Annotated in this window: 36 protein-coding genes and 1 pseudogene; 36 read left to right on the top strand and 1 reads right to left on the bottom strand. The window is 66.7% G+C overall.

Features of this window, described 5'->3' with window-relative positions; genetic code table 11:
* The first annotated feature begins 106 nt into the window (after positions 1-106).
* The 4 genes from ACQ86M_RS11100 to ACQ86M_RS11085 are packed head-to-tail and all read left to right on the top strand — an operon-like array spanning position 107 to position 2,985.
* Positions 107-394, top strand: a complete 288-nt coding sequence (locus ACQ86M_RS11100) for a hypothetical protein (RefSeq protein ID WP_431245472.1) — start codon at positions 107-109, stop codon at positions 392-394.
* The gene (locus ACQ86M_RS11095; RefSeq protein ID WP_431245471.1) at positions 391-1,743 is read left to right on the top strand and encodes a putative T7SS-secreted protein; all 1,353 of its coding nucleotides are present in this window, start codon (positions 391-393) and stop codon (positions 1,741-1,743) included. Before ACQ86M_RS11100 ends, ACQ86M_RS11095 begins: the two co-directional genes overlap by 4 nt.
* Before the next feature lie 13 nt (positions 1,744-1,756).
* Entirely contained in the window at positions 1,757-2,377 is a 621-nt protein-coding gene (locus ACQ86M_RS11090; protein WP_431245470.1) for a hypothetical protein, read from the top strand.
* Positions 2,374-2,985: a hypothetical protein gene (locus tag ACQ86M_RS11085; protein WP_431245469.1), complete on the top strand. Its 612-nt coding sequence runs from the start codon at positions 2,374-2,376 to the stop codon at positions 2,983-2,985. Before ACQ86M_RS11090 ends, ACQ86M_RS11085 begins: the two co-directional genes overlap by 4 nt.
* Here the strand turns inward: ACQ86M_RS11085 and ACQ86M_RS11080 are convergent.
* On the bottom strand, positions 2,942-3,700 hold the full coding sequence (locus ACQ86M_RS11080) for a hypothetical protein (protein ID WP_431245468.1): 759 nt from the start codon (positions 3,698-3,700) through the stop codon (positions 2,942-2,944). The genes ACQ86M_RS11085 and ACQ86M_RS11080 overlap by 44 nt on opposite strands.
* A gap of 152 nt (positions 3,701-3,852) precedes the next feature.
* Between ACQ86M_RS11080 and ACQ86M_RS11075 the strand changes: the two genes are divergently transcribed.
* The 32 genes and pseudogenes from ACQ86M_RS11075 (at position 3,853) to rpsK (ending at position 23,676) form a co-directional block, all read left to right on the top strand.
* A complete protein-coding gene (locus ACQ86M_RS11075) occupies positions 3,853-4,149 on the top strand; it encodes a WXG100 family type VII secretion target (protein ID WP_314146762.1) in 297 nt (98 codons plus the stop codon).
* 372 nt (positions 4,150-4,521) lie between these two features.
* Positions 4,522-4,896 (top strand): 30S ribosomal protein S12, encoded by a 375-nt coding sequence (rpsL, locus tag ACQ86M_RS11070; protein ID WP_011186743.1) that lies wholly within the window; start codon positions 4,522-4,524, stop codon positions 4,894-4,896.
* Entirely contained in the window at positions 4,896-5,366 is a 471-nt protein-coding gene (rpsG, locus tag ACQ86M_RS11065) for a 30S ribosomal protein S7 (protein WP_431218726.1), read from the top strand. The genes rpsL and rpsG overlap by 1 nt, the downstream gene beginning before the upstream one ends.
* Before the next feature lie 84 nt (positions 5,367-5,450).
* On the top strand, positions 5,451-7,565 hold the full coding sequence (gene fusA, locus ACQ86M_RS11060; RefSeq protein WP_431218725.1) for an elongation factor G: 2,115 nt from the start codon (positions 5,451-5,453) through the stop codon (positions 7,563-7,565).
* Between the two features lie 114 nt (positions 7,566-7,679).
* Entirely contained in the window at positions 7,680-8,873 is a 1,194-nt protein-coding gene (gene tuf, locus ACQ86M_RS11055) for an elongation factor Tu (RefSeq protein ID WP_064109785.1), read from the top strand.
* 765 nt (positions 8,874-9,638) lie between these two features.
* Entirely contained in the window at positions 9,639-9,947 is a 309-nt protein-coding gene (gene rpsJ, locus ACQ86M_RS11050) for a 30S ribosomal protein S10 (protein ID WP_027479364.1), read from the top strand.
* A 13-nt stretch (positions 9,948-9,960) separates the two neighbouring features.
* Positions 9,961-10,620: a 50S ribosomal protein L3 gene (gene rplC / locus ACQ86M_RS11045; protein ID WP_431245467.1), complete on the top strand. Its 660-nt coding sequence runs from the start codon at positions 9,961-9,963 to the stop codon at positions 10,618-10,620.
* 4 nt (positions 10,621-10,624) lie between these two features.
* Entirely contained in the window at positions 10,625-11,272 is a 648-nt protein-coding gene (gene rplD / locus ACQ86M_RS11040) for a 50S ribosomal protein L4 (protein WP_431218722.1), read from the top strand.
* Positions 11,272-11,571, top strand: a complete 300-nt coding sequence (rplW, locus tag ACQ86M_RS11035; protein WP_431218721.1) for a 50S ribosomal protein L23 — start codon at positions 11,272-11,274, stop codon at positions 11,569-11,571. Before rplD ends, rplW begins: the two co-directional genes overlap by 1 nt.
* A gap of 24 nt (positions 11,572-11,595) precedes the next feature.
* The gene (rplB, locus tag ACQ86M_RS11030; protein WP_175337711.1) at positions 11,596-12,435 is read left to right on the top strand and encodes a 50S ribosomal protein L2; all 840 of its coding nucleotides are present in this window, start codon (positions 11,596-11,598) and stop codon (positions 12,433-12,435) included.
* A 12-nt stretch (positions 12,436-12,447) separates the two neighbouring features.
* Entirely contained in the window at positions 12,448-12,729 is a 282-nt protein-coding gene (gene rpsS / locus ACQ86M_RS11025) for a 30S ribosomal protein S19 (protein ID WP_018191964.1), read from the top strand.
* Positions 12,730-12,753: 24 nt separating this feature from the next.
* A complete protein-coding gene (rplV, locus tag ACQ86M_RS11020; protein WP_121262457.1) occupies positions 12,754-13,146 on the top strand; it encodes a 50S ribosomal protein L22 in 393 nt (130 codons plus the stop codon).
* Positions 13,146-13,922 (top strand): 30S ribosomal protein S3, encoded by a 777-nt coding sequence (rpsC, locus tag ACQ86M_RS11015; RefSeq protein ID WP_431218720.1) that lies wholly within the window; start codon positions 13,146-13,148, stop codon positions 13,920-13,922. Before rplV ends, rpsC begins: the two co-directional genes overlap by 1 nt.
* A 2-nt stretch (positions 13,923-13,924) precedes the next feature.
* Positions 13,925-14,344 carry a 50S ribosomal protein L16 gene (gene rplP, locus ACQ86M_RS11010; protein WP_055894786.1) on the top strand — a complete coding sequence of 140 codons (420 nt, stop codon included), beginning with the start codon at positions 13,925-13,927 and terminating at the stop codon, positions 14,342-14,344.
* Positions 14,344-14,664, top strand: coding sequence for a 50S ribosomal protein L29 (gene rpmC, locus ACQ86M_RS11005; protein WP_431245466.1), 321 nt, complete (start codon positions 14,344-14,346; stop codon positions 14,662-14,664). Before rplP ends, rpmC begins: the two co-directional genes overlap by 1 nt.
* The gene (rpsQ, locus tag ACQ86M_RS11000; protein WP_064109777.1) at positions 14,664-14,969 is read left to right on the top strand and encodes a 30S ribosomal protein S17; all 306 of its coding nucleotides are present in this window, start codon (positions 14,664-14,666) and stop codon (positions 14,967-14,969) included. Before rpmC ends, rpsQ begins: the two co-directional genes overlap by 1 nt.
* Complete coding sequence (gene rplN / locus ACQ86M_RS10995) at positions 14,966-15,334, top strand: 50S ribosomal protein L14 (RefSeq protein ID WP_018191958.1); 369 nt, start codon at positions 14,966-14,968, stop codon at positions 15,332-15,334. Before rpsQ ends, rplN begins: the two co-directional genes overlap by 4 nt.
* Before the next feature lie 3 nt (positions 15,335-15,337).
* Complete coding sequence (gene rplX / locus ACQ86M_RS10990) at positions 15,338-15,697, top strand: 50S ribosomal protein L24 (RefSeq protein ID WP_115697813.1); 360 nt, start codon at positions 15,338-15,340, stop codon at positions 15,695-15,697.
* On the top strand, positions 15,697-16,284 hold the full coding sequence (gene rplE, locus ACQ86M_RS10985) for a 50S ribosomal protein L5 (protein WP_431218718.1): 588 nt from the start codon (positions 15,697-15,699) through the stop codon (positions 16,282-16,284). Before rplX ends, rplE begins: the two co-directional genes overlap by 1 nt.
* A gap of 99 nt (positions 16,285-16,383) precedes the next feature.
* Positions 16,384-16,782, top strand: coding sequence for a 30S ribosomal protein S8 (rpsH, locus tag ACQ86M_RS10980; protein WP_064109774.1), 399 nt, complete (start codon positions 16,384-16,386; stop codon positions 16,780-16,782).
* Between the two features lie 6 nt (positions 16,783-16,788).
* On the top strand, positions 16,789-17,325 hold the full coding sequence (gene rplF, locus ACQ86M_RS10975) for a 50S ribosomal protein L6 (protein ID WP_410782601.1): 537 nt from the start codon (positions 16,789-16,791) through the stop codon (positions 17,323-17,325).
* 2 nt (positions 17,326-17,327) lie between these two features.
* On the top strand, positions 17,328-17,699 hold the full coding sequence (gene rplR / locus ACQ86M_RS10970; protein WP_431218717.1) for a 50S ribosomal protein L18: 372 nt from the start codon (positions 17,328-17,330) through the stop codon (positions 17,697-17,699).
* Positions 17,696-18,418 (top strand): 30S ribosomal protein S5, encoded by a 723-nt coding sequence (gene rpsE, locus ACQ86M_RS10965; RefSeq protein ID WP_431245465.1) that lies wholly within the window; start codon positions 17,696-17,698, stop codon positions 18,416-18,418. Before rplR ends, rpsE begins: the two co-directional genes overlap by 4 nt.
* Positions 18,418-18,603, top strand: a complete 186-nt coding sequence (rpmD, locus tag ACQ86M_RS10960) for a 50S ribosomal protein L30 (RefSeq protein WP_271175700.1) — start codon at positions 18,418-18,420, stop codon at positions 18,601-18,603. Before rpsE ends, rpmD begins: the two co-directional genes overlap by 1 nt.
* Positions 18,603-19,292, top strand: coding sequence for a 50S ribosomal protein L15 (gene rplO, locus ACQ86M_RS10955; protein WP_431245464.1), 690 nt, complete (start codon positions 18,603-18,605; stop codon positions 19,290-19,292). Before rpmD ends, rplO begins: the two co-directional genes overlap by 1 nt.
* A 76-nt stretch (positions 19,293-19,368) precedes the next feature.
* Complete coding sequence (gene secY / locus ACQ86M_RS10950; protein ID WP_115697821.1) at positions 19,369-20,691, top strand: preprotein translocase subunit SecY; 1,323 nt, start codon at positions 19,369-19,371, stop codon at positions 20,689-20,691.
* A pseudogene (locus tag ACQ86M_RS10945) lies at positions 20,688-21,307 on the top strand (adenylate kinase). The gene secY and the pseudogene ACQ86M_RS10945 overlap by 4 nt, the downstream one beginning before the upstream one ends.
* A gap of 16 nt (positions 21,308-21,323) precedes the next feature.
* The gene (gene map, locus ACQ86M_RS10940; RefSeq protein WP_431245463.1) at positions 21,324-22,154 is read left to right on the top strand and encodes a type I methionyl aminopeptidase; all 831 of its coding nucleotides are present in this window, start codon (positions 21,324-21,326) and stop codon (positions 22,152-22,154) included.
* 158 nt (positions 22,155-22,312) lie between these two features.
* Positions 22,313-22,534, top strand: a complete 222-nt coding sequence (gene infA, locus ACQ86M_RS10935) for a translation initiation factor IF-1 (protein ID WP_011186713.1) — start codon at positions 22,313-22,315, stop codon at positions 22,532-22,534.
* An 80-nt stretch (positions 22,535-22,614) separates the two neighbouring features.
* Positions 22,615-22,728, top strand: coding sequence for a 50S ribosomal protein L36 (rpmJ, locus tag ACQ86M_RS10930; RefSeq protein ID WP_011186712.1), 114 nt, complete (start codon positions 22,615-22,617; stop codon positions 22,726-22,728).
* Between the two features lie 136 nt (positions 22,729-22,864).
* The gene (gene rpsM, locus ACQ86M_RS10925) at positions 22,865-23,239 is read left to right on the top strand and encodes a 30S ribosomal protein S13 (protein WP_055914002.1); all 375 of its coding nucleotides are present in this window, start codon (positions 22,865-22,867) and stop codon (positions 23,237-23,239) included.
* Between the two features lie 38 nt (positions 23,240-23,277).
* Entirely contained in the window at positions 23,278-23,676 is a 399-nt protein-coding gene (gene rpsK / locus ACQ86M_RS10920; RefSeq protein ID WP_018191944.1) for a 30S ribosomal protein S11, read from the top strand.
* The last annotated feature ends 108 nt before the right edge of the window (positions 23,677-23,784 follow it).

Below are 23,784 nucleotides of genomic sequence, written 5' to 3'. Positions count from 1 at the left end.
TACCCAGTGCCGCCGACCTCGGCGGATGGGGAGCGCTCCCCATCGCCTCCCCGCTGGACCACCGGTACGTTGCTTACGGCAGGATCGATCCACAGGGGAGGAAACAGTGTCCGATCTCGTACTCAAGCTGGACGAGCTGGTGCAGCTGCGCGACGACCTCGACGCGGTCGTGCGCGAGTTCCAGAACGCCGACGACTTCAGCGACTCGCTCGCCGCGGCCACCGGACACGACGACCTGCACAGCCACGTCCGCGAGTTCGCCCACAAGTGGAACGAGAAGCGGAAGGAGATGACCGAGAACGTGAAGAACGTGCAGCAGGTCATCGCCGCCGTGGCCGACAACTTCGTCAAGGTCGACGGCGATCTCGCCAAGGCGCTGGAGGACAAGAAGTGAGCGACACCGAGTTCCAGCCCCTCACCGGCGACCCCGACGTGCTGGAGGCCAAAGGGCGGCACTATCAGTCCATCGGCGAGGCGATCCAGCGCTCCGTGAAGGAGCTCAAGAAGATCCACGACCTCGACGGCTACAGATCCCAGGCCGTGTCGAAGCTGCAGGAGATGTCGCGCGACACCGCGGACGACATCGACAAGGCCAAGGACCGCTACGCCAAGACGGCCGCAGCGCTCATCGCGTACGCCTCCGAGCTGCGCGGCGCGAAGGACGACGCGGACAAGGCCATCACCCTGATCAACGAGAAGCAGGGCGACGCGGATGCCGCGCACAAGGCCGCGACGAGCGCGCACACGGACGCCCAGAACGCCAAGCCGGAGGACGCCTCCACCGCGGGCACGGCGGCGGACCGGGCCGACGACGCCGCGCGCAGCGCCAACGCCGCCCTGCAGGCGGCCCACCAGGCCTGGTACGACGCCCGCGACCGCAAGGACCGCGCGGCCGAGAAGGCGGTCGACGCGATCGTCGACGTGGTCGACCACCACAACAACGGGCTGAAGAACCCCGGCTTCTGGGACAAGGTGATGGATGTGATCGAGACGATCGGCGACATCGCCGGGGTCCTCGCCATCTTCCTGGCTTGGGTGCCCATCCTCGGCCAGGTGCTGGTCGTGATCGCGCTGGTCGCGTCCGTCATCAAGCTGGTGGATGCGGTGGTGAAGTTCGCGAACGGCGAGGGCACCTTCCTCGACGTGCTGGGCGCCTCCGTCACGGTCGTGCTGAGCATCTTCGGCGGCCGCATCTTCTCGTTCCTGGGCAAGGCGGCGCGGATCAAGGCTCTGGCCCGCATCCCGAAGACCGTCGCCGGGGTGCGCACCAGCCCCAACGCCATGCTGAAGGCGCAGATCGGCAAGCGGCTGATGAAGTCGGCCACCCGCAAGCTGTTCCAGAACCCGGCGAAGGACCTCAACGTCTGGAAGGCGGCGGGGGAGTCGGCGGCGTCGCAGCGCGAGGCCTACAAGGCACTGGTCACCACCGGCGCGGACAGGGCGAAAGCCATCCGGGCTCTGGTCGGACTCGACCAGAACGTGGTGCGCGCCGTCAGCCACGACATCAACGCCCGCGAGTTCAGCCTGCTCACCGCCACCGCGGCCTACCACCAGGGTGCGGCGCTCTGGAACAAGGGCGTCGAACTGGTCAACGTGCCGGGCAAGGTCGACCAGATCGTGAACAAGCTCGACGGGGGCAGGAACCACACCGACCTGCCGCAGCTGCCCAGCGCGGACCTGCAGAAATTCGCGATCAAGCAGGGGAACACGTATCTTCCGACGTACAAGAGCCACAACGGCTGAGGGGGAACCGGATATGACGCTGCGCCCGCAGGACATCGTCGACTTCTCGTTCGACGCGCCGGACGAGTGGTACGACGTCGAACTGCTCAGCGACCAGGGCAGCGATGACTGGGCGGCGCGCCTGGCCGGCTCGCTCGACGCGGGACCGGCCACCGCCGAACTGACGGAACGGCTGCGCGCACTGCAGCGGGTGCTGCACGAGGAGGACCCGACCGGCGCCACTCGCGCGCGGGTCTACATCCCGGTCCCGGAGTCGGGCGTGCTCAACGCGTTCCAGACCTTCGAACTGCTGGAGCTCGAGACCGACGACACCCCGGAGAGCTATCTTGCGGCGGTGGACGCCGAGAGCGAGCACCGCGAGCCGGGCTACCAGGTGCTCGGCTACCGGTCGTGGCGCACGGCGCACGCCACCGGCGAGCTGGTCGGCTTCACGGACCTCACAGCGCTCGGCGACCAGGAGGCCGGCGACGCCCTGCTCGAGCAGCGCGTCGTCTTCGCGATCTTCCCCGTGGGATCGGCGCAGGCCTTCCAGATGGTCTTCCGCTCCGCCTTCGTCGGCGGCTTCGCCGACATGGTGGAGGAGACGCAGCGGATCGCCGACTCGCTGCGCGTCGAACTGGGCGAGTTCGCATGAGCGACCCCCGGCTGACCTCGCTCGACGAGGAGCTCACCATCGTGTTCCCGGGCACCTGGGTCATGGAGCCGCTGCACGACGACGAGGCGGCCGCCCGTCGCATCCAGCGCCTCGTGACGGACCGGGTGGGACGCGCGGACCGGCTGGCCCGCGTGCGCCGCACCGCCAAGACCGAGCTGGAGCGGCTGGTCGCCCTGGCGAACGACAGCTCCGCGTTCGCGCTGGCCCTGTCGCTCGAGATCCTGCCCGGCGTGCCGTTCCCCGCCTCCCTCGTGCTCGCGCGCGAGGAGTGGCCGACGACCCCGGAGGCCGGCACGGAGCCGTCCGACCACCTCGGCCGGTGCTTCCCGGACGATGACGCGCTCGACTTCTCGCTCGGCCCGGTGCGCCGTCGCTCCGCCGTGCGGCAGACCACATACGACGAGGAGTCGGCGCCGGAGCTCGTGGCGGACTACCGCTTCGTCGCCCCGGGTGGCGAGCGCCTCATCCATGCGCGCATCAACGCCCCGATGGCGACCGCTCCCGACCTCTACCTCGAGCTGTTCGACGCGATGATCGACTCGATCAGCTTCCGGGCACCGCTCGGGGCGACGGCCGCGGGCCGCTGACGCGCCTCCGGTACGCCCGAGCCACGAGCACGACGGTCAGCGCGACCAGGGCGGCCGTGACGAGTGTCCACACCGCGATCCCGAGCGTCCCCAGCGGCCAGAACAGCCAGCCGGCGACCAGGAACGAGGCGAGACCGTAGGGAATGCCCGCGATCAGGATGCCGCGGCTGGGCCGCCAGCCGAGGAACATCAGCTCCGTCCAGAACCGTGTCCACGGCGTCAGGCGCACCGGCAGCAGCGACATCGCGGTCGGGCCGAAGGTGGGCGGCCCGACGACGTTGCGGGACCATCCCGTGCTCGAGAGGCGCTCGCCGGCGTAGCCGGGGGAGAGGCTGCGCACCACGTACGTCCACGCCAGCACGGCGAGCGGCACGGAGGCGATCGGCAGCGCGACGAACGCGTACCCGAGCAGTGGGACCAGCACGACGAGGGCGAACAACAGGAAGAGGAGGAGCGGCACGGTGTCGGTCTCCGCCGCGAAGGTGCTCGACCGGTAGTCGGGGTTCGTGCTCCACAGCCCGAACGGGAGGGCGGCGGGCAGCAGCAGCGCCACGGCGCCGACCGCGGTCCACACCAGGGCGATGAGCAGGTATCCGATGGGCCGGAGCGCCCGGCCGGCCGCCGTCGGCGGGGTCGAGCCGCGGTCGGAGCGCGGCCGCCGCGCCCGTGCGGCGGCGGAGCTGGGGTTCGGCTTCATCGGGCTGTACGACGGCATGGCTGCCAGGCTATCCCGCTGGGCCTGCGCCGCGAAGCCGGCCGCATGGGGAGTGCTCCCCATTCCGTCCCCGCCGCTCGCCTGGTTAGGTGGACGTAGCTGGTCGGCCCCGGGGGTACGGCCTCTTTCGAACCGAAGGGATAAGGACCGTCATGGCCAACATGAACGTCACGTACGGCGAGATGACCGATGCCGCCAACCGCCTCACCGCGGGCAAGGACGACATCACCGCGAAGCTCCACGAGCTGCAGAACCTGGTGAACGGGCTCGTCAACGGCGGCTTCGTCACCGATCAGGCGTCGGGAGCCTTCCACAGCTCCTACGAGCAGTTCACCAAGGGCACCACCGAGGCCGTGAACGGGCTCGACGGGATGTCGCAGTTCCTCACCAAGGCGGCGGACGCCCTCCAGAACGTCGACAGCGAGCTCGCCAAGGGCATCGGCGGCTGAGCCGCGAGCCACGCTCCTCGACAGGGCGGTCGTCCACCGGGACGGCCGCCTTTTCGCCGTCCGCGGACAGGGCCGCGGGAGGCCCTCCTTCATTTGACCGGCGGAGGCGCGCCGGATAACATTGTTCGGGTGTGCGCTCTGTTGCGCGCTTGACTCATGCCCGCTTCACGGGCGGGAGCCGAGCGGCCCGGCACGTACTCATCCGATGGGCAGGGAGACCGCACGGAACCCCCGCCCCCACGGCATATCGGCCGGCGGACAACGCCTGTCGGCCGATCCCCCCGAGAATCCACGCGTCCGTCCTGCGGGCGAGCGGGTGCCCGGGGAAAACAGCGACAACTGTCACCGTGCAGTCCATGAAGGAGAAGTTCAGTGCCAACCATTCAGCAGTTGGTCCGCAAGGGACGGACGCCGAAGGTCACCAAGACCAAGGCCCCCGCCCTGAAGGCCAACCCCCAGCAGCGCGGCGTGTGCACCCGCGTCTACACCACCACCCCCAAGAAGCCGAACTCGGCGCTCCGCAAGGTCGCCCGCGTGAAGCTGTCGAACGGGACCGAGGTCACCGCTTACATCCCCGGTGAGGGCCACAACCTGCAGGAGCACTCGATGGTGCTCGTCCGCGGCGGTCGTGTGAAGGACCTGCCCGGCGTCCGCTACAAGATCGTCCGTGGCGCGCTCGACACCCAGGCCGTCAAGAACCGCAAGCAGGCTCGCAGCCGTTACGGCGCGAAGATGGAGAAGAAGTAATGCCTCGCAAGGGTCCCGCTCCCAAGCGCCCTGTCGTCGCCGACCCGGTGTACGGCTCGCCGGTCGTGAGCCAGCTCGTCAACAAGATCCTCCTCGACGGCAAGAAGGGCCTCGCCGAGCGCATCGTCTACGACGCGCTCGAGGGCGTCGGCACCAAGTCCGGTCAGGATGCGGTCACCGTTCTCAAGAAGGCTCTCGACAACGTCCGCCCGACCCTCGAGGTCCGCAGCCGCCGCGTCGGTGGCTCGACCTACCAGGTGCCGGTCGAGGTCAAGCCGCACCGCGCCAACACGCTGGCGCTCCGCTGGCTCACCAGCTACGCCAAGGGCCGTCGTGAGAAGACGATGACCGAGCGTCTCCAGAACGAGATCCTGGACGCGTCCAACGGTCTCGGCGCCGCTGTCAAGCGCCGCGAGGACACGCACAAGATGGCCGAGTCGAACAAGGCCTTCGCCCACTACCGCTGGTAATAAAACCTGCCGCCCGGGCGTTATACGTAACAGTGCCGCGCCCGGGCGGCACACCCTCACCTTTCTATTCTTCGGAGGAACCCTGTGGCACAGGACGTGCTCACTGACCTGAACAAGGTCCGCAACATCGGCATCATGGCCCACATCGATGCCGGCAAGACCACCACGACCGAGCGCATCCTGTTCTACACGGGCGTCAACCACAAGATCGGCGAGACGCACGACGGCGCGTCCACCACCGACTGGATGGAGCAGGAGAAGGAGCGCGGCATCACCATCACGTCCGCGGCCGTGACCTGCTTCTGGAACAAGAACCAGATCAACATCATCGACACGCCCGGTCACGTCGACTTCACCGTCGAGGTGGAGCGCTCGCTCCGCGTGCTCGACGGCGCGGTCGCCGTCTTCGACGCGAAGGAGGGCGTGGAGCCCCAGTCGGAGACCGTGTGGCGCCAGGCCGACAAGTACAACGTCCCGCGCATCTGCTTCGTCAACAAGATGGACAAGCTCGGCGCCGACTTCTACTTCACGGTCGACACCATCGTCTCGCGCCTCGGCGCCAAGCCGCTGGTCATGCAGCTTCCGATCGGTTCCGAGTCCGACTTCATCGGTGTCGTCGACCTGATCGAGATGCGCGCGCTGGTCTGGCCGGGCGACGCCAAGGGTGATGTCACCATGGGCGCCAAGTACGAGGTCCAGGAGATCCCCGCCGACCTGCAGGCCAAGGCCGAGGAGTACCGCGCGAAGCTGATCGAGACCGTCGCCGAGACCGACGACGCGCTGCTCGAGAAGTTCTTCGGCGGCGAGGAGATCACGGTTCCGGAGATCAAGGCGGCCATCCGCAAGCTCACCGTGAACAACGAGATCTACCCGGTCCTCTGCGGCTCCGCGTTCAAGAACCGCGGTGTGCAGCCGATGCTCGACGCCGTGATCGACTACCTCCCGTCCCCGCTGGACGTGCCCGCCATCGAGGCGCACAACCCGCGCGACGAGGAGCAGGTCATCATGCGTCACGCCGACGCCACCGAGCCGTTCTCGGCTCTGGCGTTCAAGGTCGCCGTGCACCCGTTCTTCGGTCGCCTGACCTACGTGCGTGTCTACTCGGGCCGTATCGACTCCGGCGCCCAGGTCGTCAACTCGACCAAGGGCAAGAAGGAGCGCATCGGCAAGATCTTCCAGATGCACGCCAACAAGGAGAACCCGGTCGACTTCGTCACCGCCGGCAACATCTACGCGGTGATCGGCCTCAAGGACACCACCACCGGTGACACCCTGAGCGACCCGGACAACCAGGTCGTGCTCGAGTCGATGACCTTCCCGGAGCCCGTGATCGAGGTCGCCATCGAGCCGAAGACCAAGGCCGACCAGGAGAAGCTGGGCACCGCGATCCAGAAGCTGGCCGAAGAGGACCCGACGTTCCGCACCGAGCAGAACCAGGAGACCGGCCAGACCGTCATCAAGGGCATGGGCGAGCTCCACCTCGACATCCTCGTCGACCGCATGAAGCGCGAGTTCAACGTCGAGGCGAACGTCGGCAAGCCCCAGGTGGCCTACCGCGAGACCATCCGCCGCACGGTGGAGAAGTACGACTACACCCACAAGAAGCAGACCGGTGGATCCGGTCAGTTCGCGAAGGTGCAGATCAGCCTGGAGCCCATGGAGGTCACCCCGGAGACCTCGTACGAGTTCGTGAACGCCGTCACCGGTGGTCGCGTGCCGCGCGAGTACATCCCCTCGGTCGACGCGGGAATCCAGGACGCGATGCAGGTCGGCGTGCTCGCCGGCTTCCCGACGGTGGGCGTCAAGGCGACGCTCGTCGACGGTGCCTCGCACGACGTCGACTCCTCGGAGATGGCGTTCAAGATCGCCGGCTCGATGGCCTACAAGGAGGCCGCTCGGAAGGCGAACCCGGTGCTCCTCGAGCCGCTGATGGCGGTCGAGGTGCGTACGCCGGAGGAGTACATGGGCGACGTCATCGGCGACCTCAACTCGCGTCGTGGACAGATCCAGTCCATGGAGGACGCGAGCGGCGTCAAGGTCGTTCGCGCGAACGTCCCGCTGTCGGAGATGTTCGGCTACATCGGTGACCTGCGGTCGAAGACCTCGGGCCGCGCGGTGTACTCGATGCAGTTCGACAGCTACGCGGAGGTCCCGAAGGCTGTCGCCGACGAGATCGTCCAGAAGAGCAAGGGCGAGTGACCTCGGTCGCTGCTCCCAGGCAACATCCCGTAACATAAGAAACCAATCCCGCAGATCCACCGGTCGAAATCCGTCGACCGGAGGACCTGCACGAGAGTCCTGAGGAGGACCACAGTGGCTAAGGCCAAGTTCGAGCGGACTAAGCCGCACGTGAACATCGGAACCATCGGTCACGTCGACCACGGCAAGACGACGCTCACCGCGGCGATCTCCAAGGTGCTTGCTGACAAGTACCCGTCGGCGACCAACGTGCAGCGCGACTTCGCGTCGATCGACTCGGCTCCGGAAGAGCGTCAGCGTGGTATCACGATCAACATCTCGCACGTCGAGTACGAGACGCCGAAGCGCCACTACGCGCACGTCGACGCCCCGGGTCACGCCGACTACATCAAGAACATGATCACCGGTGCGGCTCAGATGGACGGCGCGATCCTCGTGGTCGCCGCCACCGACGGCCCGATGGCTCAGACCCGTGAGCACGTTCTGCTCGCCAAGCAGGTCGGCGTCCCCTACCTGCTCGTCGCGCTGAACAAGTCCGACATGGTCGACGACGAGGAGATCCTGGAGCTCGTCGAGCTCGAGGTCCGCGAGCTGCTCTCCAGCCAGGACTTCGACGGCGACAACGCGCCGGTCGTCCGCGTCTCGGGCCTCAAGGCTCTCGAGGGCGACGAGAAGTGGACCCAGAGCATCCTCGACCTCATGGAGGCCGTGGACGACTCCATCCCGGACCCGGTGCGCGACAAGGACAAGCCGTTCCTGATGCCGATCGAGGACGTCTTCACGATCACCGGTCGTGGCACCGTCGTCACCGGTCGCGCCGAGCGCGGCACCCTCGCCATCAACTCCGAGGTCGAGATCGTCGGCATCCGCCCGACGCAGAAGACCACGGTCACCGGTATCGAGATGTTCCACAAGCAGCTCGACGAGGCGTGGGCCGGCGAGAACTGTGGTCTGCTCCTCCGCGGCACCAAGCGCGAGGACGTGGAGCGCGGCCAGGTCGTCGCGAAGCCGGGTTCTGTGACCCCTCACACCAACTTCGAGGGCACCGCCTACATCCTGTCCAAGGACGAGGGTGGCCGTCACAACCCCTTCTACACGAACTACCGCCCGCAGTTCTACTTCCGCACCACCGACGTCACCGGCGTCATCTCGCTGCCCGAGGGCACCGAGATGGTCATGCCCGGCGACACCACCGACATGTCGGTCGAGCTGATCCAGCCGATCGCCATGGAGGAGGGCCTCGGCTTCGCCATCCGTGAGGGTGGCCGCACCGTGGGCGCCGGTACCGTCACGAAGATCAACAAGTAAGTCCTTCCAGACCTCGCTTGTGAGAGGGTCGGGCCTTCGGGCCCGGCCCTCTTCTTCGTTTCCTGGCAGTGTTGCCGCAAGGGTTTACCTCTTGCCACCGCGGGCGCAGAATTGACGCACCGTTTCAACCGGACGGTCCCCGTCGACGAGAGGAGCGCCTATGGATACCCACGGCCTCGCAAACCAGCCCACGCCGCTGACAGGTTCTCGCAACGGAAGTTCCGAGGCCGCCTAGCGGCCGTGCAGATTTCACGAGTGGCGGCGCGAGGCGCCACTCGAGCGGGGCCGGCACCACCGGCCCCGCTCTTCTTCTGTGTGACCGGCCGATTGGCGACATCACGTCGCCAGTCGACCGGTTTTCGCGCATCCACTCACGTTTCGATCCCATTCGGGCCGCCGGAACCGCCGACCGCGACACGCCCGGGTTGCAGCATCGGGCGCGATCTGGCAAACTTGTCTAGTTCAACATTTCGGAATGCGTGTGCAGGTGCGCGTGCAGACCGGATCACTGCCAGGCAGTGCATAGCCCACCGCACGGGTCCATAGCGAGATCGGCGGGTCGAGGTTAGGCCGCAGGCAGCAGGACACGCTCAATTCGATCACCTCAGAAGCCAGGGGCTAACTCTGTGCCTCGGCCGGGGCTGATCGGTGGAGTTGACAGAAGAATAGTGGCGTTCCCCACGCGTACGTCGCACCGCGTCCAATGCGAAGAACGACTCGAGAGAGCCGTCTCGTACGACGCCATAACAAGAGAGAGAGTCAGACATGGCGGGACAGAAGATCCGCATCCGGCTTAAGTCGTATGACCACGAGGTCATCGACACCTCGGCGCGCAAGATCGTCGACACGGTGACCCGTGCCGGCGCCACCGTCGTCGGCCCGGTGCCGCTTCCCACCGAGAAGAACGTGGTGGTCGTCATCCGTTCGCCCCACAAGTACAAGGACAGCCGCGAGCACTTCGAGAAGCGCACGCACAAGCGGCTGATCGACATCATCGACCCGACGCCGAAGGCCGTCGACTCGCTCATGCGTCTCGACCTGCCGGCCGACGTCAACATCGAGATCAAGCTCTAAGGGGAGTGCCGCTATGTCCAACGCTGACACCAAGACTTCCAAGGGCCTCCTCGGCAAGAAGCTCGGCATGACCCAGGTCTGGGATGAGAACAACAAGCTCATCCCCGTGACCGTCATCGAGATCACGCCGAACGTCGTGACCCAGGTCCGCACCCCCGAGGCCGACGGCTACAACGCCGTCCAGATCGCCTACGGCCAGATCGACCCGCGCAAGGTCAACAAGCCGTCCGCCGGTCACTTCGACAAGGCGGGCGTCACCCCGCGCCGTCACCTCACCGAGGTCCGCACCGCCGACGCCGCCGAGTACGCGGCCGGCCAGGAGCTCACCGTCGACGGCACCTTCGAGATCGGCCAGCTGGTCGACGTCGTGGGCACCTCGAAGGGTAAGGGCTTCGCCGGTGTGATGAAGCGCCACAACTTCCAGGGCGTCTCCGCTTCGCATGGTGCGCACCGCAACCACCGCAAGCCGGGCTCCATCGGCGCCTCCTCGACCCCGAGCCGTGTCTTCAAGGGCATGCGCATGGCCGGTCGCATGGGTGGCGAGCGCGTCACCGTCCTGAACCTCAAGGTGCAGGGCATCGACGCCGAGAAGGGCCTGCTGCTGGTCAAGGGCGCCGTTCCCGGCGCTCGTGGCCGCATCGTTTTCGTCCGCAACGCAGTGAAGGGGGCCTAAGCAGATGGCTACCTCGATTGACGTCGTCGACCTCAAGGGCAAGAAGGCCGGCTCCATCGAGCTTCCCGAGGCCCTGTTCGACGTTCAGACCAACATCCCGCTGATCCACCAGGTCGTCACCGCTCAGCTCGCCGCTGCGCGTCAGGGCACGCACAAGACCAAGGGTCGTGGCGAGGTCTCCGGCGCCGGCCGCAAGCCGTTCAAGCAGAAGGGCACCGGCCGCGCTCGTCAGGGCTCGATCCGCGCTCCTCAGATGACCGGTGGTGGCATCGTCCACGGCCCGACGCCGCGCAGCTACGCGCAGCGCACCCCGAAGAAGATGATCGCCGCTGCTCTGCTCGGCGCCCTCTCGGACCGCGCTCGCGGCGCGCGTCTCCACGCCGTCCAGGCCTTCACCGCCGGTGACGCGCCCTCGACCAAGGCCGTCGTCGACCTGCTCAGCGGCATCGCGACCTCGAAGCACGTCCTGATCGTGCTCGAGCGCGACGACGAGCTGGCCTTCAAGAGCGTGCGCAACGTCCCGACCGTGCACGTGCTGACCTACGACCAGCTGAACGCCTACGACGTCCTGGTGAGCGACGACATCGTCTTCTCGCAGGCCGCGCTCGAAGGCTTCATCGCCAGCAAGCAGAAGGAAGAGGTGAACGCGTAATGGCCGCCGTCAACAAGGACCCGCGCGACATCATCATCGCCCCGGTCGTCTCCGAGAAGAGCTACGGCCTGATCGACGAGGGCAAGTACACGTTCGTCGTCGACCCGCGTTCGAACAAGACCGAGATCAAGCTCGCCATCGAGTCGATCTTCAAGGTCGAGGTCGCGTCGATCAACACTCTGAACCGTCAGGGCAAGACCCGTCGGACCAAGTTCGGCATCGGCAAGCGCAAGGACACCAAGCGCGCCATCGTCACGCTGAAGTCCGGTTCCATCGACATCTTCACGGCCGTCGGCTGAGCGAAGGACTAGAGGAAAACAGACATGGCAATTCGTAACTACAAGCCCACGACCCCCGGTCGTCGCGGCTCCTCGGTCGCCGACTTCGCCGAGATCACCCGCTCGACGCCGGAGAAGTCGCTTCTCCGTCCGCTGTCGAAGACCGGTGGCCGCAACAACCAGGGCCGCATCACGACCCGTCACATCGGTGGTGGCCACAAGCGCCAGTACCGCGTGATCGACTTCCGTCGCAACGACAAGGACGGCGTCAACGCCAAGGTCGCCCACATCGAGTACGACCCGAACCGCACGGCGCGCATCGCGCTCCTGCACTTCGTGGACGGCACCAAGCGCTACATCCTGGCGCCGGCCGGCCTGAAGCAGGGCGACATCGTCGAGTCGGGCGCCGGTTCGGACATCAAGCCGGGCAACAACCTGCCGCTGCGCAACATCCCGACCGGTACCGTGGTGCACGCGATCGAGCTGAAGCCGGGTGGGGGCGCCAAGATGGCTCGCTCCGCCGGCGCCTCGGTCCGTCTCGTCGCGAAGGACGGCCCCTACGCCCAGCTGCGCCTCCCGTCGGGCGAGGTCCGCAACGTCGACGCGCGCTGCCGCGCCACGATCGGCGAGGTCGGCAACGCCGAGCAGTCGAACATCAACTGGGGCAAGGCCGGCCGCATGCGCTGGAAGGGCGTCCGCCCGACCGTCCGCGGTGTCGCGATGAACCCGATCGACCACCCGCACGGTGGTGGTGAGGGCAAGACCTCCGGTGGTCGCCACCCGGTCAGCCCGTGGGGTCAGAAGGAAGGCCGCACGCGCCACCCCAACAAGGAAAGCGACAAGCTCATCGTCCGCCGCCGTAACGCCGGCAAGAAGCGCAAGTAGGAGTTCGAGAAGATGCCACGCAGTCTCAAGAAGGGCCCCTTCGTCGACGAGCACCTGTTTCGCAAGGTGGTCGCCGCGAACGAGGCCAACAGCAAGAACGTGATCAAGACCTGGTCGCGCCGCTCGATGATCGTCCCGGCCATGCTGGGTCACACCATCGCGGTGCACGACGGTCGCAAGCACATCCCGGTGTTCGTCACCGAGACCATGGTCGGTCACAAGCTCGGCGAGTTCGCGCCGACCCGCACCTTCCGTGGACACGTGAAGGACGACAAGAAGGGTCGTCGCCGCTAACGCGGTGACGTAAGGAGGAGAGAAATGGTGGAGTCGATCGCACGCGTGCGACACATCCGCGTCACCCCCATGAAGGCCCGCCGCGTCGTCAACATGATCCGCGGCAAGCAGGCCCAGGAGGCCCTGGCCATCCTGAAGTTCGCCCCGCAGAGCGCGAGCGAGCCGGTCTACAAGCTCGTCGCCTCGGCCATCGCCAACGCGCGGGTCAAGGCCGACCAGAGCAACACCTACCTGGACGAGCAGGACCTCTACGTGAGCCGCGCCTTCGTGGACGAGGGCACCACCCTCAAGCGGTTCCAGCCGCGAGCACAGGGTCGGGCCTTCCGCATCAACAAGCGCACCAGCCACATCACGATCGTCCTCGCGACGCCGGATGAGGTCGAGGACGCCAAGGCTACGAAGAAGGCGAGCAAGTAATGGGCCAGAAAGTCAACCCGTACGGCTTCCGTCTGGGCATCACCACCGACCACGTGTCGCGGTGGTTCTCCGACAGCACGAAGCCGGGTCAGCGGTACAGCGACTACCTCGCCGAGGACGTCAAGATCCGCACCCTGCTGAAGACGTCGCTCGACCGCGCGGGCGTGTCCCGCATCGAGATCGAGCGCACCCGCGACCGCGTCCGCGTCGACATCCACACCGCCCGTCCGGGCATCGTGATCGGTCGTCGTGGCGCCGAGGCCGAGCGCATCCGCGCCGACCTCGAGAAGCTCTCGGGCAAGCAGATCCAGCTGAACATCCTCGAGGTGAAGAACCCCGAGGCCGACGCCCAGCTCGTCGCGCAGGGCATCGCTGAGCAGCTCGCCGCCCGTGTGGCCTTCCGCCGCGCGATGCGCAAGGGCCTGCAGGGCGCTCAGCGCGCCGGCGCCAAGGGTGTCCGCATCCAGGTGTCGGGTCGTCTCGGCGGCGCCGAGATGAGCCGCTCCGAGTTCTACCGCGAGGGTCGTGTGCCGCTGCACACGCTCCGCGCCAACATCGACTACGGCTTCTACGAGGCCAAGACGACCTTCGGTCGCATCGGTGTCAAGGTGTGGATCTACAAGGGCGACATCACGAACAAGGAGCTTGCCCGCGAGCAGGCCAACCAGAAGCCGTCGCGCGAGCGCAACGACCGTGACCGTCCGCGTCGCGGCGGTGGCCGGAGCAACGCCCCCGAAACCTCGAACGCGCCGGCCGCAGCAGGAGTTGAGGCATAACCATGTTGATCCCACGCAGAGTCAAGCACCGCAAGCAGCACCACCCCGGCCGTAGCGGCCAGGCGACCGGTGGCACGAAGGTCTCCTTCGGCGAGTTCGGCATCCAGGCCCTGACGCCCGCTTACGTGACCAACCGTCAGATCGAGTCCGCTCGTATCGCCATGACGCGTCACATCAAGCGCGGCGGCAAGGTGTGGATCAACATCTACCCCGACCGTCCGCTCACGAAGAAGCCGGCCGAGACCCGCATGGGTTCCGGTAAGGGTTCGCCGGAGTGGTGGGTCGCGAACGTCAAGCCGGGTCGCGTCCTCTTCGAGGTCTCGGGAGTCTCCGAGGAACTCGCTCGTGAGGCCATGACCCGTGCAATCCACAAGCTGCCCCTCAAGGCACGCATCATCAAGCGCGAGGAGGGCGACGCATAATGGCGATCGGTTCCAAGGAGCTTGCCTCGAGCGAGCTCGACACCTTCGAAGACGAGCGTCTCGTCGACGAGCTGAAGAAGGCCAAGGAAGAGCTGTTCAACCTGCGCTTCCAGTCGGCCACCGGCCAGCTCGAGAGCCACGGCCGCCTGCGCGCCGTGAAGCGCGACATCGCTCGCATCTACACCGTGATCCGCGAGCGCGAGCTCGGGATCCGGGCGACCCCGGCCCCGGCCGAGGCCGCGCCCGCCAAGGAGAAGAAGTCCCGCAGCAAGAAGGCCGAGGCCGCTGCTGAGGAGACCAAGAACGAGGAGGCCAAGTAATGGCTGAGACCACCAAGGCCGCGGCCGCGGAGTCGACGGCCGACGAGGCCATCGTCCGCGGGTACCGCAAGGCCCGCCGCGGGTACGTCGTCAGCGACAAGATGGACAAGACCATCGTCGTCGAGGTCGAGGACCGCGTGAAGCACCCCCTGTACGGCAAGGTCATCCGCCGCACCTCCAAGGTGAAGGCGCACGACGAGAACAACACCGCCGGCATCGGCGACCTCGTTCTCATCAACGAGACCCGTCCCCTGAGCGCCAGCAAGCGCTGGCGCCTGGTTGAGATTCTGGAGAAGGCCAAGTGATCCAGCAGGAATCCCGACTCAAGGTCGCCGACAACACCGGCGCCAAGGAGCTCCTTGCGATCCGCGTGCTCGGCGGCTCCAGCCGTCGCTACGCCGGCCTCGGCGACGTCATCGTCGCCACGGTCAAGGACGCGATCCCGGGTGGCAACGTCAAGAAGGGCGACGTCGTCAAGGCGGTCGTCGTCCGGGTTCGCAAGAACACCCGCCGTCCCGACGGCTCCTACATCAAGTTCGACGAGAACGCCGCCGTCATCCTGAAGAACGACGGCGACCCCCGTGGAACGCGTATCTTCGGACCGGTCGGCCGCGAGCTCCGCGACAAGAAGTTCATGAAGATCATCTCGCTCGCACCGGAGGTGCTGTAACCCATGGCGAACATCAAGAAGGGCGACCTGGTCCAGGTCATCTCGGGCCGCTCGCAGGCCCGCGGTGGTGACCGTGGCAAGCAGGGCAAGGTCATCGAGGTTCTCGTCGAGCAGAACCGCGTCATCGTCGAGGGCGTCAACTTCGTGACCAAGCACGTGCGCGTCGGCCAGACGCAGCGCGGCACGAAGACCGGCGGCATCGAGACCCACGAGGCCCCGATCCACGTCTCGAACGTGGCGCTGGTCGACCCCGAGACCAAGAAGCCGACCCGCGTCGGCTTCCGCGAAGAGAGTGTCACGAAGGACGGCGTCACCAAGACGGTCCGCGTTCGTTACGCCAAGAAGTCTGGTAAGGACCTGTAATGACCGACACTGCAGTGGAGACTGGCAAAATCCAGCCCCGCCTCAAGCAGAAGTACAAGAACGAGATCGCCAAGCAGCTCCAGAGCGACTTCGGCTTCACCAACGTGCACCAGGTGCCCGGTCTGGTGAAGATCGTCGTCAACATGGGTGTCGGCGAGGCGGCTCGTGACGGCAAGGTGATCGACGGCGCGGTCAACGACCTCACCCTCATCACCGGCCAGAAGCCGCAGGTCACGAAGGCCCGCAAGTCCATCGCGCAGTTCAAGCTGCGCGAGGGCCAGCCGATCGGTGCGCACGTCACGCTGCGCGGCGACCGGATGTGGGAGTTCCTCGACCGCCTGCTCTCGCTCGCCCTGCCCCGAATCCGCGACTTCCGCGGCCTCTCGGACAAGCAGTTCGACGGCAACGGCAACTACACGTTCGGTCTCACGGAGCAGTCGATGTTCCACGAGATCAACCAGGACCGCATCGACCGCGTCCGCGGCATGGACATCACTGTGGTGACCACCGCGAAGAGCGACGACGAGGGCCGCGCGCTGCTCAAGCAGCTCGGCTTCCCGTTCCGCTCGAACGACGCGGCCAACTAGGCCCACCTGCGGGCCGGCCGCCCCGGCCGGCCCGCTTCCACCACAGGTCGTCAGTCGTGTAACGGCTGAACGAAACCTGGTGTCCTAAGGAAAAATGCAATGACAATGACAGATCCGGTCGCAGACATGCTGACCAGACTGCGCAACGCGAACTCGGCTCACCACGACACCGTGTCGATGCCGCACTCGAAGCTCAAGGCCCACATCGCGGAGATCCTCACCAACGAGGGCTACATCGCGGGCTGGGACGTCACCGACGCGCGCGTCGGCAAGACGCTGACCCTGAACCTCAAGTTCGGTCCGAACCGCGAGCGTTCCATCGCCGGTATCAAGCGCGTGTCGAAGCCCGGCCTTCGCGTCTACGCGAAGTCCACGGAGCTCCCCAAGGTGCTCGGCGGGCTCGGCGTCGCCATCCTGTCCACCTCCTCCGGTCTGCTCACGGACCGTCAGGCTGAGAAGAAGGGCGTGGGTGGGGAAGTCCTCGCCTACGTGTGGTAACCCGCCATGTCGCGTATTGGAAGACTGCCCATCGACATCCCGACCGGGGTCGATGTGAAGATCGACGGCCAGGCCGTCACCGTCAAGGGTCCGAAGGGTGAGCTGAGCCTCACCGTCGCGAACCCGATCGAGGTCAAGCTGGAGGAGAACCAGGTCCTGGTGACCCGTCCGGACGACGAGCGCGCATCGCGTTCGCTTCACGGCCTGACCCGCACCCTCATCAACAACCAGATCATCGGCGTCACCCAGGGCTACTCCAAGGGCCTGGAGATCGTCGGCACCGGTTACCGCGTCGTGCAGAAGGGTGCGGCCGTCGAGTTCGCGCTCGGCTTCTCGCACCCGGTGACCGTCGAGCCGCCTGCGGGCATCACGTTCACGGTCGAGGGCAACAACCGCCTCACCGTGGCCGGGATCGACAAGCAGGCCGTCGGCGAGGTGGCCGCGAACATCCGCAAGATCCGCAAGCCCGAGCCGTACAAGGGCAAGGGTGTGCGTTACGCCGGCGAGGTCGTTCGTCGCAAGGCCGGAAAGGCTGGTAAGTAATCATGGCTCTGGGTACCAGAGGAAAGAGCAAGGCGGCCGCTCGCGACCGCCGTCACACCCGCCTTCGCAAGAAGATCGAGGGCACCGCGGTCCGTCCGCGCCTGGTCGTGACCCGTTCGGCCCGCCACGTGTTCGTGCAGGTCGTCGACGACGCGAAGGGCCACACGCTGGCCTCCGCGTCGACCATGGAGTCGGACCTGCGCACCTTCGACGGTGACAAGACCGCCAAGGCCCGCAAGGTCGGCGAGCTCGTGGCCGAGCGCGCGAAGAGCGCCGGTGTCGATGCCGTCGTGTTCGACCGCGGAGGCAGCAAGTACGCCGGCCGCGTCGCCGCTGTCGCCGAGGGCGCTCGAGAGGGCGGACTGAACCTGTGAGCGACCAGAACAACAAGGAGCAGACCGTGGCCGATCAGGTAACGGACAGCGCGCAGCCGGTCGAGACCGCTGCGTCCACCGACAACAACACCACCGGCCGTGGTGAGCGTGAGCCCCGCCGCGGCGGCCGCGACCGCAACCAGGGCCGTGGTGACCGCAGCAGCCGCGACGCCGACAAGAGCCAGTTCCTGGAGCGCGTCGTCACCATCAACCGCGTCTCCAAGGTCGTGAAGGGTGGTCGTCGCTTCAGCTTCACCGCTCTCGTGGTCGTCGGTGACGGCAACGGCCTGGTGGGCGTCGGCTACGGCAAGGCCCGCGAGGTGCCGCTGGCGATCTCGAAGGGCGTCGAGGAGGCGAAGAAGAACTTCTTCCGCGTCCCGCGCGTCGGCAACACCATCCCGCACCCCGTGCAGGGTGAGGCCGCCGCCGGTGTGGTCCTCCTGCGTCCGGCCGCGGCCGGTACCGGTGTTATCGCCGGTGGCCCCGTCCGCGCCGTGCTCGAGTGCGCCGGCATCCACGACGTCCTGAGCAAGTCGCTCGGCTCGTCCAACACGATCAACATCGTGCACGCGACCGTCGAGGCGCTGCAGCAGCTCGAGGAGCCCCGTGCCGTCGCTGCCCGCCGTGGTCTCGACTACGACCAGGTCGCCCCTGCCCGTCTGCTTCGCACCGAGGCAGCGCTGGCCGAGGCTGCCGCGACCGCGAAGGCAGGTGCCTGATGGCTGCGCGTCTGAAGATCACGCAGATCAAGTCGAAAGTGAGCGAGAAGCAGTACCAGCGCGACACGCTGCGCAGTCTGGGACTGAAGCGCATCGGTGACGTCGTCGTCCGCGAGGACAACTCGCAGAACCGCGGGTACGTCAACACCGTCGCTCACCTGGTGAAGGTTGAGGAGATCGACTAATGGCTGACGAGAAGGCCACCACCGAGGCCGCCGAGACGGCCACGAAGAAGGCTCCGGCCAAGAAGGCGCCGGCCAAGGCCGCCGCCGAGAAGCCGGCCGCCGAGAAGAAGAGCACCGAGAAGAAGGCGCCCGCCAAGAAGGCGCCGGCCAAGGCCGCTGCCGACAAGGCTGCTGCCGACAAGGCCGACGACACCGTCGCGGCCAAGCCGGCGAAGAAGGCCGCCGCCAAGAAGGACGTCGCGGAGCCCCGCGAGCAGGTCCTGAAGGTGCACCACCTCCGCCCGGCTGCCGGTGCCAAGAAGGACAAGACCCGCGTTGGACGCGGTGAAGGTTCGAAGGGTAAGACGGCCGGCCGCGGTACCAAGGGAACCAAGGCGCGCTACCAGGTCCGTCCGGGCTTCCAGGGCGGCCAGCTTCCGCTGCACATGCGTGCGCCGAAGCTGCGCGGCTTCAAGAACCCGTTCCGGGTCGAGTACCAGGTCGTGAACCTGGAGAAGCTCGCCGAGCTGTACCCGTCGGGCGGCGACGTCACCGTCGCCGACCTCGTCCTCAAGGGCGCCGTTCGCAAGAACGAAAAGGTCAAGGTTCTCGGCAACGGGGACATTGCAGTTAAGCTGAACGTTGCGGTCGACAAGGTCTCCGGCTCTGCCGAGCAGAAGATCGTCGCCGCTGGTGGTTCCGTCAAGTAGCCATCCGTACAGCAGTCGAGTCGGGTGGCCGGGTAACCGGCCACCCGACTGACTCTTAGGAAAGCAGGACGCAGGTTTGTTTAGCGCCGTTGCGCGGATCTTCCGCACCCCGGATCTTCGCCGGAAGATCTTCTTCACGCTGGGCATCATCGCCCTCTTCCGGTTGGGCTCCTTCATCCCCGCGCCGTTCGTCGACTTCGGCAACGTTCAGACCTGTCTGAACGCCAACCAGGACACCTCGGGTCTCTACTCGCTGGTGAACCTGTTCTCCGGCGGCGCCCTGCTCAAGCTCTCGATCTTCGCGCTGGGCATCATGCCCTACATCACCGCGTCGATCATCGTGCAGCTGCTGCGCGTGGTCATCCCGCGCTTCGAGACCCTCTACAAGGAGGGTCAGGCCGGTCAGGCCAAGCTCACGCAGTACACGCGTTACCTCACCATCGCGCTGGGCGTCCTCCAGTCGACGACCCTCATCACCGTCGCCCGCAGCGGCGCGCTGTTCGGCACCACCGCCGTCTCGCAGTGCACGCAGCTCATCACGGACGACTCCTGGTACGCGATCATGCTGATGGTCATCACGATGACCGCCGGTACGGGCCTCATCATGTGGATGGGCGAGCTCGTCACCGAGCGCGGCATCGGCAACGGCATGTCGCTCCTCATCTTCACCTCGATCGCCGCGCAGTTCCCGTCCTCCCTCTGGGCGGTCGGCCAGTCTCAGGGCATCGAGATCCTCCTGGTCGTGATCGCCATCGGCCTGCTCATCGTCATGGGCGTCGTCTTCGTCGAGCAGTCGCAGCGGCGCATCCCCGTGCAGTATGCGAAGCGGATGGTCGGCCGGCGCACGTACGGCGGCAACAACACGTACATCCCGATCAAGGTCAACATGGCCGGCGTCGTGCCCGTCATCTTCGCCTCGTCGCTGCTGTACCTGCCCGCCCTGATCGCGCAGTTCAACCAGCCGGCCGCGGGCAAGGCCCCGGCGCCGTGGGTCACCTGGATCACGAACTACCTGACCAAGGGCGACCACCCGCTCTACATGCTGCTGTACTTCCTCCTGATCGTGGGCTTCACGTACTTCTACGTGGCCATCACCTTCAACCCGGAGGAGGTCGCGGACAACATGAAGAAGTACGGCGGCTTCATCCCCGGCATCCGCGCGGGCCGTCCGACGGCCGAGTACCTCGACTACGTGCTCACCCGCGTGACCCTGCCCGGGTCGTTCTATCTCGGCATCATCGCGCTGATCCCGTTGGTCGCCTTCGCGTTGATCGGCGCAAGCCAGAACTTCATGTTCGGCGGTACGTCCATCCTGATCATCGTCGGTGTCGGATTGGAGACGGTCAAGCAGATCGACTCCCAGCTCCAGCAGCGGCATTACGAAGGGCTTCTGCGTTGACCCGAATGCTGATCGTCGGTCCCCCGGAGCGGGAAAGGGCACGCAGGCTGCCCGCATCACCACCACCTACGGGATCCCCGACATCTCCACGGGCGACATCTTCCGGGCCAACATCAAGAACGAGACCGAGCTCGGTAAGCAGGTCAAGGCGATCGTGGATGCGGGGGACTACGTCCCGGACAGCCTCACGAACCAACTCGTCGCCGACCGCCTGGACGAGGAGGACGCCGCGGGCGGCTTCCTGCTCGACGGGTACCCCCGGACGCTCGCGCAGGTCGACTACCTCGACCGGTTGCTGGCCGGAAAGGGCGAGAAGCTGGATGCGGTCATCCAGCTCGTCGCCGACCAGGACGAGATCGTGCAGCGGCTGACGAAGCGCGCCGTCGAGCAGGGCCGCGCGGACGACTCGGAAGAGGCGATCCGCCACCGCCAGGAGGTCTACGTCCGTGAGACGTCGCCGCTGATCGACGTGTACAGCGGGCGTGGCCTGGTCGTCCAGGTCGACGGCCTCGGCGGGATCGACGAGGTCGCCGAACGCATCACCGCCGCTCTGGCGGAGCGCGGCATCAACCCGGTCGAGGGCGCGAGTGCGTCCAGCGGCGAGTCCGTCGCGTAGCGGCCGACCCTTCTCGATGATCCTGCGCAAGTCCATCTACAAGACGCCCGCCCAACTGCGCGACATGGTCGCGCCGGGGCTCGCGACCGCGGCGTCGCTCGACGCCGTCGCGGCGGCCGTCGCTCCCGGAATCTCGACCCTCGAGCTTGACGCCCTCGCCGAGCGCGCGATCGTCGCCGCGGGCGGCGCCTCCAACTTCAAGCTCGAGCCCGGATACCACCACACCATCTGCGCGTCGGTGAACAACGAGGTCGTGCATGGCGTCCCGGGCGCGCGCATCCTGCAGCCGGGTGACATCCTCTCGGTCGACAGCGGCGCGATCCTCCAGGGATGGAACGGGGATGCGGCGCGCACGTTCGTGCTACCGGACCCGGCGCATCCCGAGCTCGTCGCCGAGCGGCAGCGCCTGGCGGACGTGACCGAGCAGTCGCTCTGGCGCGGCATCGCGACGCTCGCCTCGGCGCGTTACCTCAACGAGGTCGGCGAGGCGATCGAGGACCACATCGTGTCGCAGGGCGACTTCGGCATCCTCACCGACTACATCGGGCACGGCATCGGCCGGCGGATGCACGAGGAGCCGCCGGTGTTCAATTACCGCGTGCGGGCCAAGGGCCCCGAGGTGCGCCCCGGCCTGGTGGTCGCGATCGAGCCGATGGTGGTGCTCGGCGACCAGGAGACGTACGTGAAGGACGACGGCTGGACCGTCGCCACGGAGGACGGCTCGGCCGCCGCGCACTGGGAGCACAGCGTCGCGGTGCACGCGGACGGCATCTGGGTGCTGACCGCCGCCGACGGCGGAGCGGCGGGTCTCGCGCCCTTCGGCGTGACGCCGACGCCCATCGCGTGACCTGTTCGCCGAGAGCGGCCGCAGATGATACACGCGGATTGGCGGAATCGCTGCGTTTCCCATAAGATAGACCCTTGGTGTCTTAGGCACGTTTCGAACGCGCCTTCCGCCGATCAACGCACGACCAGCAAACCACTACTTTTAGCGACAGTGAGGCTATGGCCAAAAAAGACGGTGTCATCGAGATCGAAGGATCCGTGATCGAGGCTCTCCCCAACGCGATGTTCCGCGTGGAGCTGACCAACGGTCACAAGGTTCTTGCCCACATCTCAGGCAAGATGCGCCAGCACTACATCCGCATCCTCCCCGAGGACCGCGTGATCGTGGAGCTGAGCCCCTACGATCTGACCCGCGGCCGGATCGTCTACCGCTACAAGTAAAGGTCTGCTGTAAGTAACGGCCTCGCCACGGGTCGCCCCCGGCGAGGTACGAGGACAGCGAACAAAGGTTAGAAGCACTCATGAAGGTCAACCCCTCCGTCAAGAAGATCTGCGACAAGTGCAAGGTCATCCGTCGCAACGGCCGGGTCATGGTCATCTGCGAGAACCCGCGCCACAAGCAGCGCCAGGGCTGAACGCAGTTCCCACAACCGAATAACGAAACAGGCGATGCCAGAACCCCGGACCGGGAACGGACCGGGGGACACCCTCGGAGGAGGCCGGGGCACCGGGATCGCTGCAGACCTCCACCCATCACAGGAGAAGCCAACAATGGCACGTCTAGCAGGCGTCGACATCCCGCGCGAGAAGCGCGTGGAGGTCGCACTCACCTACATCTACGGAGTCGGCCGCACGCGTGCGCTGCAGACTCTGCGCGAGACCGAGATCTCGGGCGACATCCGCGTCAAGGATCTGACCGACGACCAGCTCGTCGCCCTCCGCGACTACATCGAGGGCAACTTCAAGGTCGAGGGTGACCTCCGCCGTGAGGTCGCAGCCGACATCCGCCGCAAGGTCGAGATCGGCAGCTACGAGGGTATCCGCCACCGCAAGGGCCTCCCGGTCCGCGGCCAGCGCACCAAGACGAACGCGCGCACCCGCAAGGGTCCGAAGCGCACCGTGGCCGGCAAGAAGAAGGCGCGCTAAGGCCCGCGGCCCCACGCTCTTAGGATTCAGGAGAAGAAATGGCAGCACCCAAGTCGGCCGCTCGTAAGCCGCGCAAGAAGGAAAAGAAGAACATCGCTGTGGGCCAGGCCCACATCAAGAGCACGTTCAACAACACGATCGTCTCGATCACCGACACCACCGGTGCGGTCATCAGCTGGGCCTCGTCCGGCGGCGTCGGGTTCAAGGGCTCCCGCAAGTCGACCCCGTTCGCGGCGCAGCTCGCCGCCGAGTCGGCGGCGCGTCAGGCGCAGGAGCACGGCATGAAGAAGGTCGACGTCTTCGTCAAGGGTCCGGGTTCGGGCCGCGAGACCGCGATCCGCTCGCTCCAGGCCGCCGGCCTCGAGGTGGGCTCGATCAACGACGTCACCCCGCAGGCGCACAACGGTTGCCGCCCGCCGAAGCGCCGTCGCGTCTAAGTTCTCTTCACGTCCGCCGCAGGCGGCGGTCCCCACGGGCCGCCGCCTGACGGCGTGACACCCCCACCTCAGTAGAAGCAAGTGTCATATAGCGGACACTTAGCCGAA

The sequence above is a fragment of the Leifsonia xyli subsp. cynodontis genome (assembly GCF_050632205.1).
In the GTDB taxonomy this organism is placed as follows: Bacteria; Actinomycetota; Actinomycetes; order Actinomycetales; family Microbacteriaceae; genus Leifsonia; species Leifsonia xyli_D.
Note: the sequence above shows the minus strand (reverse complement) of the source record. Positions and strands in the feature narration are given on the sequence as shown.